Raw genomic sequence first — 14,079 nt, 5'->3', positions numbered from 1 at the left:
TCGACGAGCTCGGCAAGGTATTCCTCCACGACAGATGAGCGCGGATACGCCCCCCGGGTCAGTCCAAAGGTCCCGAGGCGTGCACACGGTGGGCACATGGTGGCGATTTGGTGCCGATGGTTCGCTGAAATCATGGTCGAGAAGAGCGGGATGACCGCCACCCCTCTGCTACGCGCCGAAGGCGTACGCAAGATCTACCGGACCGGCGCCGTCGAGGTGGAGGCGCTGCGCGGCCTCGACCTCGAGGTCGAGGCCGGTGAGCTCGTCGCGGTCATGGGCCCGTCGGGATCCGGGAAGACGACGCTGCTTAACTGCCTGTCCGGGCTGGACGACATTGATGGCGGCCGGGTGATACTCGGCGGCGTCGACCTGTTCGCGATGCCGGACGCCAGGCGCACCGAGCACCGCGCCCGCACGATGGGTTTCGTCTTCCAGGCCTTCAACCTCATCCCGGTGTTTACCGCGGTCGAGAACGTGGAGCTTCCGCTGCTGCTCGTCGGCGTCGCTCCGGCGCAGGCCCGTAGGCGAGCCGCCGACATGCTGGAGCGGGTCGGGCTGGGTGCGCGCGGCGCGCACCGGCCGAACGAGCTGTCCGGCGGCGAGCAGCAGCGGGTGACGATCGCGCGGGCCCTGGTGGCCCGCCCGGCGATCGTCTGGGCCGACGAGCCGACCGGGAACCTGGACAGTGAGATGGCGGCGCAGGTCATGGACCTGCTGCGGACGCTCAACCGGGACGAGGGACAGACGATCATCCTGGTTACCCACGACCCGGGGATCGGCGCTGCCGCGGGCAGGCTGATCCGCATGCGCGACGGCGCGCTGATCAGCGACGAACGCCGCGCGCCCGCGAACGGGCCAGTGCCCTCGGCACCCTCCGCCTCCTCGATGGCGGCCTCGCCGCCAGCACCTTCGTCTCCTTCGGCGCCCGAGGCGCCGGATGCGCTGACGTCGGCCGTCTGAGCGCGCCCAGGGGATGAGGAGATCATGTATCCGGAACTAACTCGACCACTGCTGGTCCTGCTGGTCGCAGCAGCGGCCGCGCTGATCACGGTAGCTGCCGTCCGACCGTTCCTACGCAGGCTGGCGCTGCGCCAGGTGTCGCGCCGCCCGCTGGAGGCGGTGCTCGTCATAGCCGGCTCACTGCTCGGCACGGCGATCATCGTCGGTAGCTTCGCGGTCGGCGACACGATCGACCATTCGGTGCGGAACACGGCCTTCCGCACGCTGGGACCGGTCGACGAGGAGGTCTACTCCAACGACCTGACTCGCGGCGACGCGGCCACGCGGCGCCTGGCCGCGCTGCGCGTCGACCCGGACGTCGACGGCCTACTCACCGTGGTCGCGGACAAGGCGGCGGTCAGCCGCGGCACGGGCGCGGCGCGCGTCGCCGAGCCGCAGGCACAGGTCTTCGAAGCCGACTTCGCCGCCGCCGCGACGTTCGGCGACCGCGGCGCCGACGGCCGGGACGGCAGCCACCTGTCTGGCGCGAATCCCGCGCCAGGCTCTGCGGTCGTCAACACCGAGCTGGCGGACTCCCTCGGGCTGCGAGCGGGGGACACCGTCACCGCCTATCTGTACGGCCAGCCGACGCAGCTGCGGGTCGAGCGGGTGGTGCCGGCCCGGGGCCTGGCCGCGCTGGGGTTCGCCAACATCAACCGTGATCTGTTCGTCGCCCCCGGCACGCTGGCCGCCGCGGCGGCCCGGGCCGGCGGTGACAACTCACCGTCGACGATCACACTCGTGTCCAACCGGGGCGGCGTCGAGTCGGGCAGCACGCTCACCGACGCCGTCGAACAGAAGATCCGCACCGCGCTGGGGGGCCTGACGACGTCCGGCGCGCAGGTGACGACCCCGAAGAAGGACGCGCTCGCGACCGCCGAGGACGTGGCCGGCCAGCTCGGCTCGCTGTTCCTGTTCATCGGCAGCTTCAGCATCATCGCCGGCGTCCTGCTGCTGGTGAACGTGTTCGTCATGCTCACCGACGAGCGGCGCGGCCAGCTGGGCATGCTGCGCGCGATGGGCATGCGCCGACGGCGGCTGATCAGTGCCTTCCTCCTGGAGGGCAGCATCTACGGGGTCGTGGCGGCGGCGCTCGGCGTGGCCGCCGGCATCGGGGTCGGCTGGGCGGTGGTGCTGGTCGCGGCGCAGATCTTCGCCGCTTTCCAGGACGGCGGCAATGCCCTGGAGCTGACCTTCGCCATCACGCCGACCAGCCTGTTCAACGGCTTCGCCGCCGGCTTCCTGATCGCGTTCGCCACGATCGCGGCGACCAGCGCACGGGTCAGCCGCCTCAACATCATCGCCGCGATCCGGGACCTGCCAGACGGCGTGGGCCGCAAGCCGCGTCGATCGCTGCTGGTCGGTTCGGCGCTGCTCGCGGTGCTGTGCACCGCCGCCGCGGTCCCGGCGGTCGCCAGCAGCGAAGGCATGACGACCTACCTGTTCCCCGCACTCGCGGTGCTGTTCGCCGTGCCGCTGGCGCGCCGGTTCGCCGGCACCCGGGCGGTGTCGACTGTCGCCTCGGCGCTGGTACTGGCCTGGGGCCTGCTCGCGAACATCGCGCGTCCGGACGTGTACGACAACGGCTCGACCGCGACCTACGTCGTCCTCGGAGTCATGGTCACCGGGGCCGCGGTGGTGCTGCTGTCGGTGAACCAGGACATCGTCCTGCGCCCGCTGCGCCTGCTCACGGCCCGGGCGGGGGAGACGGGCTTGGCCGCCCGGCTCGCGGTGACCTATCCGACCTCCCGGAAGTTCCGCACCGGCGCCACACTGCTCATGTACTCCCTGATCATCTTTACCCTCGTGATCATCACCGAGATGGGTGCCATCATCGGCGCGGGCACCGACCAGGCGGTCGTCGAGGCATCCGCCGGCTATGCCATCCGCGCGGACGTCGCCCCGTCGACCCTGATCAATGATCCGCAGCTAACGCTGCGCTCGGGTGATCTGGCCGGCCAGATCACCGAGGTGACCCCGCTGACGATCGGCCGGGGTACCTCGGACGACCCGACCGGGCGTTCGGACACCCCGCTGCCAGTCGTACTGATCGGGCTGCCCGCGGCCGCCGCGACCAGCCACCCGCTCGCCCTTGACTCGTGGCTGCCGTCGCTGGGCGCCGACGAGAAGGCGGCGTGGCGGGGGATCGTCGCCGACAGCCGTTACGTCGTGCTCGACCCGTACTTCAACAGCACCACCGGCCCGAACACCGATCAGGTCAAACCGGGCGCCACCATCACCCTCACCGACCCGGCAACCGGCCGAGCCCAAAAGAAGATCATCGCGGCGAAGGTCGAGAACGCGCTGCCGTACTACTCCTTCCCGGCGCAGCCACCGGCCTACCCCGTGTTCGCCGGCGCCGACACCGTGCGGGCGATCTACGGCGACGGCGCCCAGGACACCAGCCTGCTCATCCGCGCGGCACCGGGCGTGAGCGACGAGCGGCTCGCCGCCACGCTGCAAGGCCGGTTCCTGGCCAACGGGCTGATCGCCAACCGGATCGAGCGCGACGTACGGCGCACCTTCGCCGCCAACGTGAGCTTCTTCCGTCTCATGCAGGGCTACCTCGCGCTGGGCCTGCTCGTCGGCATCATCGGCCTGGGCGTCGTCATGGTGCGCGCCGTACGGGAACGGCGGCGCACCATCGGCATCCTGCGGGCGCTCGGCGTGCGGTCCAGGACGGTGACGCTGGCCTTCCTCGGCGAGAGCGCATTCGTCGCGATCGAGGGGATCGTGCTCGGTGCCGGACTGTCCCTGCTCACCTCCTGGCTGATGTACACCAACAGCCCGGCATTCGGCGGCCTCGACGTCGCGTTCCCGGTCGACTGGGCGACCATCGGCCCGACCGTCGGCGCGACTCTCGTCGCGTCCCTGCTCGCCAGCGCCGGCCCAGCACGTCGGGCGGCCGCGATCCGCCCCGCCGTCGCCGTCCGCGTCGCCGACTGACAGGGCCAGCCATGCCAACCAACGAGACGTCGCATATCTGGTGCCGGCCGGCGGCATCGAGGTGGAGGTCGTCACGAGCGCGGACACCGACCGGCAACGCGCCGCCCGACGGGCCTGTCACACGGCCGGATCGCCTCGGCGCGGGGAGCCGAACGGCCGGTCCTGGAAGGACGAGCGAGACCTGCCCGACTCGTCCCCTCGGAAGAAACATGGGAGTTGGGCACTCCGGGCGTGGCGACCGCAAACGGCGCCAGGCCGATGGAGAGGCACCCGGCACGTCGCGGCGTGACGCGACGAGGATGGAGCGGGCACGATGCGCGCACTGGTCGTCTTCGAGTCGATGTTCGGCAACACCAAGGAGATCGCAGAGGCGGTCGCGGCCAGCCTCGGGGAGCGGATGGACGCCGAGCTGGTCGAGGTCGGCGCCGCGCCCACCACGCTGACCAGCGACGTCGACCTGCTGGTCGTCGGCGGCCCCACCCACGTCCTGGGCATGAGCCGGCCTAACAGCCGGCAGGACGCCGCCCGCCAGCTGGCCGCCGACGCCGAAGGCCCCGCCGTCGAGAACGGCGTGATCTCGCCGGGCATCGGGATCCGGGAGTGGCTGGCCAGCGTCGAGCTTGGCCGCCCGGCGCCGGCCGTGGCCGTCTTCGACACCAGGGCGCGCTCCCCGCTGGCCGGCTCCGCCGCGGCGAAGGCGGCGCGCCTGCTGCGACGGCGCGGCGCGAACGTCGTCGGCCGGCGCAGCTTCTACGTCACTGGCACTCGAGGGCCGCTGCGCGACGGCGAGCCCGACCAGGCCCGTCGTTGGGCAGCGGACCTCGCCGCCCGCCCGGCGACGGGCGGCGCGGCGGGGGAGACCGCCGGAGCGCCCATCGGCACGACTGGATGAGATCCCGATGAGCCAGAACGGACCACAACGCGCCAGCGACGAGCCTCACTGCGCAGCGGGACCATCGGCCGTCGCGGCCGCGTCGCTCCCGCGCGGATGCTGGACGCGTGGCTCCGCCGAGCGGTCAGCGTAGGGTGCCTACGCAATCCTCCGGCGTTCCACCGACGGATCCCGATCCGGTGCCGCCCGACGACTCTGGCCGGACCGCCGCCGAACCTGGTCCCGCGGCGGTGTCCGACCCGCGTGAGCCTCTCGCTCTGCTGCTGCGTGATCTGCGCGCCGGGCGGAGCGGTCTGTCGGAGCGGGAGGCGGCCCGGCGCCTGGTCAGCGCCGGGCCGAACGAGCTGTCCCGGCGGCGCGGGCGCACCTGGCCGCGTGAGATCGCCCGTCAGCTCGTTCATCCGCTGGCGCTGCTGCTGTGGCTCGCCGCCGTCCTCGCCGCGGTCTCCGGCTCGACGGCGCTGGCCGTCGCGATCGTCATCGTCGTGCTGCTCAACGCCGCCGTCGCGTTCATCCAGGAACAGCACGCCGAGAAGGCCGTCGAGGCGCTCGCCGCCTACCTGCCGCCGCTGGCGACCGTCGTGCGCGACGGCGCCGAACGGCGAGCGCCCGTCCGGGAGATCGTGCCCGGAGACGTGCTGCTGATTGGTGAAGGCGACCGGGTGCCGGCCGACGCGCGACTTCTCGACGGCTACGTCGAGGTCGACATGTCGATGCTGACCGGCGAGTCGGTGCCGGTCGCCCGCTCGGCGGCCGAGACACCTGACGCCGGCCCGTTGCTCGCGGCCGAGGACCTTGTCTTCTCTGGCACGTCCTGCACGGCCGGGTCCGCGCGGGTGCTGGTCGTCGCGACCGGGATGAACACCGAGATCGGCCGGCTCGCCGCGCTGTCGGAGCGGGTGCAGCGCGACGAGAGCCCGCTGGAGCGACAGGTTCGTCGGGTCGCGTGGCTGATCGCCGCGGTGGCGGTCGGGGTCGGGGTCGCCTTCCTGCCGATCGGGCTGGCCGCCGGGCTGCCGTTCGGCGAGGCGCTCACGTTCGCGATCGGGCTACTGGTCGCGAACGTGCCCGAGGGCCTGCTGCCGACGATCACCCTCGCGCTCGCGGTCGGCGTGCGGGTGCTGGCCCGGCGCGGCGCGGTCGTGCGCCGGCTGTCCGCCGTCGAGACCTTCGGCTCGACCACTGTCATCTGCACGGACAAGACCGGCACTCTCACCGAGAACCGGATGCGCCCGGTCCGGTTGTGGACCACAGCCGGTGACCTTGCCGTCGACGGCGTGAACTGGGCTGCTTCGACCGGCGGCGACGAGACTGCGGTGGACCGGTCGGCCCCCGTGCTCGCGGCGCTCCGGACGGCGCTGGCGAGCTGCTCGAACGCCCAGCTCGCTGGCGACACGTACCAGACGAGACAGGGGATCCCACCCGAGGAGCCCAGCGACGACAGTGTCCGGCCCGGGCTGCCCGAGCCGGACGCCGAACTCAGCGAGCCCGAGGAGAGCGAGGACCGGGGGGACCCCACCGAGATCGGGCTGCTGCAGGCGGCCGCATGGCTGAGGGCGGACACCGGGCGCGCCTCGCGGCTCGCGCGGCGACGCCTGGAGGCGCCGTTCGACCCAAGGCTGCGCCGGATGACCACGGTGGACGAGACCGCGCCGGGTCGGTTCGTCGCCTTCGTCAAGGGCGCCCCGGAAGCGGTCCTCGAGCGTTGCGAGACGCTCGCCACCCCGCTCTACGGCATCCTCTTCGAGGTCGCCTTCGCGGCCGCCGTCGTCTACCTGCCGTTCCTGCACCCCGTGCTCGACACCGTTGCCGTCAACCCTGTGAACCTGCTCCTCCTGCTGCCCATGCCCGTCCTCGTCTGGGGCGCCGACGAACTGTGGCGAGCCGACCACCGCCGCCGTGAACGGACCGCTGCCGCGTAGCCGTTCGGGACGGGCGTAACGCACCGCGCCCATGCCTACTCGACAAGACCTACCCGGGTGGGGATGCGCCGGTCCGGCCGCGGGCGGCGGATAGCAGCAATCGTCGCTCGGCCGCCGCGATCACTCGCCGGGCCGCGTCGACCGCGTCCGGGTTCACCGACACCGACGTGATGCCGAGCCGCACCAGGTGTTCGGCGAAGTCGGGCCGGCTGGAAGGCGCCTGGCCGCACAGTGACGAGGTGATCCCGGCCTCCCGGCAGGCTCCGATGATCCGTGCGATGGCGTCCAACACGGCCGGGTCGGACTCGTCGAACAGCTCCGCGCACGTCTCGGAGTCGCGGTCGACGCCGAGAACGAGCTGGGTCAGGTCGTTCGACCCGATCGACACCCCGTCGATGCCGAGCCGGGCGTAGGCGGGGATCCAGTAGGCCACCGACGGGACCTCGGCCATGATCCAGGCACGCAGCAGCCGTCCGCCGTCGAGTGGAGCGGCCGGAAGGGCGTTGAAGACGGCGAGCAGCAGGTTGACGTCCGCCAGCCAGGCCACCACGTCGACTAGGAGCCCGGACGCGGACGCCAAGGCGAGCAGCCAGGCGCCCAGCGCGAAGAGTCCGCCCAGCAGGAGGCTGACCAGGGGGCCGACGCCCGCGATCCGCAGCTCCGCCGCCGGGCTCGACGCTTCCGACTTCAGCCGGGCCACGCCCCCAGCAGCCACAGCACGATGTCATCCACGGCCACCCCGTTGCGCCGGGCCATCACGGCGTGCGCCACCTCGTGGGCGAGCAGGGAGATGAAGAAGGCAACCGCGGCGCCAAGGGCGCCACCCAGTACAGCACCAGGGCACGGCCCGGATACGCCTGTGGGAGGCGGTCTTGCGCGAGGCCGAACGTGATGATGCCGAAGATGAGCAGCACGCTCCAGTGGACCCCGACCCGGACCCCGGCGATCCGTCCCAACGCGATGGTCGCTCGCACAGCGTCGCTCCCTGCTCGAAAGACCAGCGGAGGCCTCTCCGCGCTCGGGGCGGACTCGTCCGGATCAGGGCGTCGGCGTCACGACCGGAGCTGACGGCCGGGCCGTGCACGGAGATCAATGGCGGCTGGACGCCGCGCGGTTTCGGCGGGAGCCGCCGGGGCGGGCAGGGCCTGCCAGCGGTCGGCGAGCCTGTCCTCCAGCGCGGGCATGGTGGTGTACTCGAGCTCGTCGAGGCCGAGCCGGTGCGGTTCGAACGGGCCGTGCCGGCGCAGGTAGTCCATGACCTCGTTGGCCTGTGCCCGGGCCCGGTCGAAGGCCGGGTCGTCGAACATGTCGCGCGGGCCGATCAGCCGGCCGCCGGTGATCTGGAAGCCGAGGCAGACCACCCGCGGGGGGCCGTCGAAGCGGGACGGGTGCGCCTGGGCGGTCGAGACCGGCATCAGTGGCGCGTGGTGCGAGCCGCGCATGGAGCCGCCGACCGTGTAGGCCAGCGCGAAAGGCTCCAACGCCTCGCCGATCGAGGGCAGCCCGGACTGGCAGCGCACGATCATCACTCGATCGTCCTTACCGACATACTTCCCCGCGATCAGGGACAGCCGCTGGGTGCTCGTCGCCTCCGCCTGCTCGCCCAACGTCGATGAACCTGGCGTATCTGTCGAGAAGCGCTCCATCGGGTGTCTACCCCGGGCACGACGGCCACGGGCGCGCGGCATGCAGGCTCGGCTGGTGGAACCAAGCAGCAGCTCAGCGAAGCCGCCATGGCCACAGGCAAGGTCGTGGCGGTGCGGGACATCCTTTCCCTCCGGGAGGCCGGAACTGGGTCGTTGCCGCCTCGTGGGCAGGTCCGGCTCCGCGACCCTGGTTACAGGCCGGCGGAGAGCAACATTTCGTGAGCCTGCCTGGCTGCCCGCTCCGCCGTCGCTTCGAAGGGCTCATCCTCGACGGGCGGGGACTCAAGCCCACGGGCGATGACCCGGACCGCCTCCGTGAGCGCGACGATCTGCCTTTCCAAAAGCGCGATGCGCGCCTCCTGATCAGCAACCACGATCTCTTTCTCCCTCCGTCAGGCGGTGCCGCGCCATCCGCGGATTCGCCTGCTACGCACGTAGACGCGGGGTGTCGACGTCCGGGCGCCGGGGATGACTACCCACGGAGTGTCTAGCCGCTGTGTGTTGGTCAGAAACGTCTGGCCGCCGACCCTCCCGCGATCGCGGGCAGGTCCTTCGCTGACGCGGACGCCGACCTCTGCCGCGGGGCCCCGGCTGGGAGGAGAAGCCGCCGGTCACGCCGGCCAGATGCGCCGGGCGACGTGCTCGCTGTAGTCGCGAGTGTCAGGCAGACCACCCGCGAGAATCCTGGTGCGACTCCTGTGGGAGGAGATGACGTGGCGGAAGCAGACATCGTCGTGGGGATCGACGGTTCCGCGGACGCCGAGCGGGCGCTGCGCTGGGCGGTGGACACGCCTGGGAGCCAGCACCGACCCTCACCGCCCGGACCGGCCTCGGCGACGAGGTATTCCGCGACGCCGCGCAGGCCGTGCTGGACGAGTCGACCAGCGCGGGTCTCACCGGCCGGACGGGCCTCGACGTGAACACACGCCTGATCATGGGCACCGCCGCCCACGGCTCATCAACGCGGCGGCACGCGCCCAGATGCTCGTGGTCGGCGCCCGGGGCCGCGGCGGCTTCGCCGAGTTGCTGCTCGGTTCCACCAGCTCGCAGTGCGTGCTGCACGCCACCTGCCCGGTCGCCGTCGTCCGCCGCCAGCCGGCGTTAGACGGTGGGGAGCGACGGTGACGCGGCCGGTGGCCTTCGTCCTCGGCGGCAGCGGTGTACTCGGGGCAAGCGAGGTGGTCATGCTCGCGCCCTGCTCGACGCCGGGATCCGGCCGGACCTGGTGGTCGGCACCTCGGTCGGCGCGATCAACGGGCCTCGATCAGCCCGTCCGTGTACACGATCACAGCGTCGCCGGGATGGCAAGCCATGGCCGCGGTTTCCCACGCGTGGCGACGTCGCCGGGCACCACGGTGTCGATGGGGCCTTCGAAGACGACGGAGGGAGCAAAGCCGAGTGCGTCCTGGGCGTCAGTCAATAGCCGTTACAGATCAACTCGATTGACCGCCGAAATGGATCGGTGCATCCAGGCTGAGGGGTCAGGGTAAAGAGGTGGTTTTCCGGTGTGCCGATGGGGACCATCTTTGGGCTCATGTCCAGGATGGCCAGGATTGACAGCCGGGCGCGTCGGCGGGAGTCGGCGCATGCGGATGGCGGCGGTGGGATTTCACACGATGTCGCGGCGGCGGAATCCGGTGAAGGCGACGGCGAGGAACAGCGCGGCGATTCCCGCGAGCCACCCGAGGCCGGCCCAGTCGGGGGCTGTGGCGGTCACGTTCGGGACGTGGCGCAGCGGGCTGATGTCCAGGGCCCAGCCCGGGAGGTTGAACGTCGGGCCCAGGAGGGTCAGGCCGAAGGTCGCGACGACGCCGAGCCAGCCGACAAGTCGCCTGCTGGGCGCGGCGCCCACGGCGGCGAACGCGAGCGCGACGAGCGTCCACACCGCGGGAATCGTGACGAGCGCCTGGGTGACGACGTCGCCCGCGGAAATCGAGCTGTCCCGGGAGGCGGCGACCACGCCGAGCGCGGTGCCGGCTACCGTAAGGGCGACCGCGGGCGCGGCGAACGCGACGGCGGCGTTGCTGGCCAGGTACATCTGTCGCCGCAGGGCACCGGCGAGCAGGGGCTCGACCCGGTAGTCGACCTCCTCGGCGTAAATTCTGAGCGCCACCTGCACGCCGGTGACGGCGGCGATGATGCCGACGATCTGCAGGATCGTGACGAGGAACCCGAAGGTGAGCGCGGCGGGGCCGGTGGCGCCGGCGGCGAGGACCTTGGCCGCGGCGGGGTTGTCGCCGAGGACGCTGCCGAGGGACGTGGCGAGGTTGCCGAAGATGAGGCCGAGGCCGACGAAGGCGATCATCCACGACGCGAGCGCCCCGCGGTGGAGCCGCACCGCGAGACCCCACACGTTCGCCGTCGCGCCCCCACGGGCGGCGCCTGCCCGCGGCGCGATCATACCGAGCCCGTAGTCGCGTCGGCTGTGCAGCGCGAACCCGGCGAGCACGAGGACGATCGTCAGCGCGAGCGCGGCGAGCAGCGGCAAGGGGTTGTTGTCCGTGGCGGGGCGTGTCCGGGACAGCCAGCCGAGCGGGGTGGTCCAGGAAGTCCAGTCGGGCGTGTTACTGGAGTCGAGGTAGCCGCGGATCACGTAGCAGATGCCGAGCGCGGCGACGGCGATGCTATTGGCGGTTCGGGCGTCGGAGCCGAGTTGGGCAGCGATCGCCGCGACCCCGGCGAACATCAGGCCCGAGGCGGTGAATGTCGCGGACAGTATCAGTGATGGGACTACAGCTCCGCCGCAAGCGATGGTCAGCAGGAAGCACACGACTCCGAGCGCGACGGAGGCCGCGGCGGCCATCAGGACGGCGACGGCCAGTCGGGCCTGGCGCCCGAGCACGCCCGACGCGAGCAGTTCGGCCTGGCCGGAGTCCTCATCGGCGCGGCTGTTGCGGACGACGATGAGGATCCCCATCAGTCCGGCGAAGAAGGCGCCAAGGGCGCCCGCGCGCCAGGCGTTGAACCCGTCAGCAGTCGTCAGGTCGCGGGCGGGCCCGAAGATCAGCGCGAGTGCGGGGTTCCCGCCCAGTGTGGCGGCCAGCTTCGCGCGGTCCGCCGCGTCGGGGAAGATCCACGAGTAGGCGAGGATCGACGACGCGGACAACACCGAGATGAGCATCACCCAGGGTGCGATGTTGCGGGCGTCCTGGCGTAGCGCCACCCTCAACAGCGGGCGGGTACCGGTGAAGGCGGTCATGGCCGGGCCCGTCCAGTCGGCGCCTGGCGCGGAACGGCGTCGCCGGCAGTGACGCTGTCGGTGTCGTACTGGCTGAGGAAGAGGTCCTCCAGGGAGGCCGGCGCGACGGTGAGCATGGACATCTGGTGCGGCACCAGCGCGGCCATCGCGGCGTTGATCTGGTCAGGATCGACCGAGCCGGTGAGCCGAGTGCCGTCGAGCCGGGCGTCGTGGATCTCACGGAGGTCGCCTGGGTCCGCGGGTGGTCGGGCGAGCGTCGCGGTGATCTTGATCCGGGTCTGTCCGCGCAGGTCCTGCAACGTGCCTGTCCGCACGATGCGGCCCTGCCGGATGATGCTGACGCGGTCGGCGAGTGCCTCGACCTCGCTGAGGATGTGGCTCGACAGCAGGACGGTGCGGCCGGCCGCCTTCTCCTTGGCGATCTCCTCCTGGAAGACCGCCTCCATCAGGGGGTCGAGGCCGGAGGTGGGTTCATCGAGGATGAGCAGCTCGACGTTGGAGGAGAGTGCGGCCACGATGGCGACCTTCTGCCGGTTGCCCTTGGAGTACTGGCGGCCCCGCTTGGTCGGGTCGAGCTCGAACCTGTCGATCAGCTCGGCGCGGCGTGTCTCATCGAGCCCGCCGCGCAGGTTGCCGAGCAGGTCGATCGCCTCCCCGCCGGACAACCCGGGCCACAGCACCACGTCGCCGGGCACGTAGGCCAGGCGCCGGTGCAGCGCGACAACATGTCGCCACGGGTCACCGCCGAGCAGCTCCACGGTGCCCGCGTTGGCGCGCAGCAGTCCCAGCAGCACTCGGATGGTGGTCGACTTCCCCGCGCCGTTCGGGCCCAGGAACCCCTGAACCTCCCCGCGGGCGACGGTCAGGTCGAGCCCGTTGAGCGCGGTGAAGGAGCCGAACTTCTTCACCAGCCCCTCGATCCGGATTGCTGGCTGGGTCGCCGACTCATGCGTGTCGATCATCGACGGGATCTCTCCTGGGAGGCGGAACCAGATCAGGACAAGGGCAGGGCGGGGCCGGCGGGCGGGCCGTCGGTGACGTCGGGCGGGCCGGGGAGCTCACCGAGGAGGTAGCGGCTGATCGTGGGCGTGACCATGGCCGCCAGCAGGTCGGCGGGCATACTGGCCAGCGGTTCGACGGCCAGCACCCGGCGCGCCACCGCAAGGCCAAGCATCTGACTAGCCACCAGCCCGATCCGGATCTCGGCCTCGGCGGGGTCGACGCCGCCGAGCAGCTTGCCCGCCGCGAGCCGCACCACGGTGGCCGCGAAGAACTCGCGCATCAGGCTCACGGACTCCTGCCGTGACAGCACAGTGCGCAGGAAGCTCACCATCGCCGGACCGGTCTCGGGCGCATCCCAGACCCGCAGGAACGTCCGCACCAACCGCTGGGGAGCCTGCTCCACGCCGGCGGCGAAGATCTCCTCCACCAGTTCCTCAGGCTGGACAGGAATCTCCAGCGCCGCGCGGAACAGCCCCTCCTTGCTACCGAAGTAGTGGTGCACCAAGGCGGGATCGACCCCGGCGCCGGCAGCCACAGCCCTGATCGAGGTGCCTACGAACCCGCGCTCGGCGAACAACGCGCGCGCGGCGCGCAGGATCTCAGCCCGTGCGTCCGACTGGCCGGGGCGCCGTCCGACGCGCCTGGCCGCATCCTCGATCGGCATGCCGCCCCCAATTTCAACACTTGATGAGTTAAGGCTAGCCGATCGGTGCCAAGAAACTCAGCGGGTGGTGAAATTGGCGTCCAACCGGACACCCTCCACGCGGCCGAACGTCCGACCGTGCCCAGGCGGAGGCGGCCCGACTGCTGCGCGCCCCAGTCATGGGGCGGGGCCATCGCGGTCGCGGGCCGTGTCAGCCGCGTCTTGTCCGCGATCAGCGGAGCGCGGCTGTTCAGCCCAAGCCACGTGATCGCCATCGACCTCGTGACAAGCCGGCTCGACGCGGCGAAGCGGTTCGGCGCGGACCTGGTCGTGAACAACGGCGAACAGGATCCCCGCGACCTGGTACTGGAGCTGACCGGCGGGCTGGGCGTGGATGTCGCGATCGAGGCCGTCGGGATTCCGGCCACCTTCGAACTCGCCGCCGATCTCATCAGACCTGGTGGACGGGTGGCCAACATCGGCGTGCACGGCAAGCCGGCGACCCTGCACCTCGAACGGCTGTGGACGCGGGACGTCACGATCGTCACCGGCCTCGTCGACACCTACTCCACACCGACGCTGCTGCGCCTGCTGACCAGTCGACAGATCAACGCGGCCCGCTTCGTCACGCATCACTTCCCACTCGACGACTTCCTCCGCGCCTACGACGTGTTCGCCAACGCGGACGAGACCGGTGCGCTCAAGGTCGTCCTGAGCCGCGAGACCTGAGCCGTCCCAGCAGGGCCGGAGTCTCCCTACTGTTGCGCACGGCGCAGACCACCGGGGATCCTTCTGCTGATCATCCGGCCTCTTTATGACCAGCCACCCAG

General features: G+C 71.4%; 13 protein-coding genes. 6 read left to right on the top strand and 7 right to left on the bottom strand.

The window, feature by feature from the left end; all coding sequences use genetic code 11:
* Positions 1 to 150: 150 nt before the first annotated feature.
* The 4 genes from BCD48_RS04910 (at position 151) to BCD48_RS04895 (ending at position 6,759) form a co-directional block, all read left to right on the top strand.
* Entirely contained in the window at positions 151 to 960 is an 810-nt protein-coding gene (locus tag BCD48_RS04910; RefSeq protein ID WP_241841515.1) for an ABC transporter ATP-binding protein, read from the top strand.
* Between the two features lie 24 nt (positions 961 to 984).
* Positions 985 to 3,945, top strand: a complete 2,961-nt coding sequence (locus tag BCD48_RS04905) for an ABC transporter permease (protein ID WP_071047030.1) — start codon at positions 985 to 987, stop codon at positions 3,943 to 3,945.
* A 313-nt stretch (positions 3,946 to 4,258) separates the two neighbouring features.
* Positions 4,259 to 4,837: a flavodoxin family protein gene (locus BCD48_RS04900; protein ID WP_071047029.1), complete on the top strand. Its 579-nt coding sequence runs from the start codon at positions 4,259 to 4,261 to the stop codon at positions 4,835 to 4,837.
* 179 nt (positions 4,838 to 5,016) lie between these two features.
* Positions 5,017 to 6,759: an HAD-IC family P-type ATPase gene (locus BCD48_RS04895; RefSeq protein WP_071047028.1), complete on the top strand. Its 1,743-nt coding sequence runs from the start codon at positions 5,017 to 5,019 to the stop codon at positions 6,757 to 6,759.
* Positions 6,760 to 6,808: 49 nt separating this feature from the next.
* On the opposite strand, the gene BCD48_RS51975 is transcribed toward BCD48_RS04895, so the two are convergent.
* The 4 genes from BCD48_RS51975 to BCD48_RS04880 all read right to left on the bottom strand — a co-directional run bounded on the left by BCD48_RS51975 (position 6,809) and on the right by BCD48_RS04880 (position 8,779).
* Complete coding sequence (locus BCD48_RS51975; RefSeq protein ID WP_198543083.1) at positions 6,809 to 7,474, bottom strand: putative PEP-binding protein; 666 nt, start codon at positions 7,472 to 7,474, stop codon at positions 6,809 to 6,811.
* Positions 7,475 to 7,514: 40 nt separating this feature from the next.
* Positions 7,515 to 7,733: a zinc metalloprotease gene (locus BCD48_RS51970; protein ID WP_198543082.1), complete on the bottom strand. Its 219-nt coding sequence runs from the start codon at positions 7,731 to 7,733 to the stop codon at positions 7,515 to 7,517.
* Positions 7,734 to 7,811: 78 nt separating this feature from the next.
* Positions 7,812 to 8,366, bottom strand: a complete 555-nt coding sequence (locus tag BCD48_RS04885) for a fructose 1,6-bisphosphatase (protein ID WP_198543081.1) — start codon at positions 8,364 to 8,366, stop codon at positions 7,812 to 7,814.
* Between the two features lie 230 nt (positions 8,367 to 8,596).
* On the bottom strand, positions 8,597 to 8,779 hold the full coding sequence (locus BCD48_RS04880) for a hypothetical protein (RefSeq protein WP_071047027.1): 183 nt from the start codon (positions 8,777 to 8,779) through the stop codon (positions 8,597 to 8,599).
* Positions 8,780 to 9,113: 334 nt separating this feature from the next.
* Between BCD48_RS04880 and BCD48_RS45470 the strand changes: the two genes are divergently transcribed.
* On the top strand, positions 9,114 to 9,530 hold the full coding sequence (locus BCD48_RS45470; protein ID WP_083418184.1) for a universal stress protein: 417 nt from the start codon (positions 9,114 to 9,116) through the stop codon (positions 9,528 to 9,530).
* Between the two features lie 484 nt (positions 9,531 to 10,014).
* On the opposite strand, the gene BCD48_RS04875 is transcribed toward BCD48_RS45470, so the two are convergent.
* The 3 genes from BCD48_RS04875 to BCD48_RS04865 are packed head-to-tail and all read right to left on the bottom strand — an operon-like array spanning position 10,015 to position 13,270.
* Positions 10,015 to 11,604 carry an ABC transporter permease gene (locus tag BCD48_RS04875; RefSeq protein ID WP_071047026.1) on the bottom strand — a complete coding sequence of 530 codons (1,590 nt, stop codon included), beginning with the start codon at positions 11,602 to 11,604 and terminating at the stop codon, positions 10,015 to 10,017.
* Complete coding sequence (locus BCD48_RS04870) at positions 11,601 to 12,566, bottom strand: ABC transporter ATP-binding protein (RefSeq protein WP_071047025.1); 966 nt, start codon at positions 12,564 to 12,566, stop codon at positions 11,601 to 11,603. Before BCD48_RS04870 ends, BCD48_RS04875 begins: the two co-directional genes overlap by 4 nt.
* Positions 12,567 to 12,598: 32 nt before the next feature.
* Entirely contained in the window at positions 12,599 to 13,270 is a 672-nt protein-coding gene (locus tag BCD48_RS04865; RefSeq protein ID WP_071047024.1) for a TetR/AcrR family transcriptional regulator, read from the bottom strand.
* Between the two features lie 201 nt (positions 13,271 to 13,471).
* On the opposite strand from BCD48_RS04865, the gene BCD48_RS04860 reads away from it, so the two are divergent.
* Positions 13,472 to 13,978 carry a zinc-binding dehydrogenase gene (locus BCD48_RS04860; protein WP_071047023.1) on the top strand — a complete coding sequence of 169 codons (507 nt, stop codon included), beginning with the start codon at positions 13,472 to 13,474 and terminating at the stop codon, positions 13,976 to 13,978.
* Positions 13,979 to 14,079 lie beyond the last annotated feature (101 nt).

Origin of the sequence: Pseudofrankia coriaricola, from assembly GCF_001854805.1 — a bacterium.
GTDB lineage: Bacteria > Actinomycetota > Actinomycetes > Frankiales > Frankiaceae > Pseudofrankia.
Note: the sequence above shows the minus strand (reverse complement) of the source record. Positions and strands in the feature narration are given on the sequence as shown.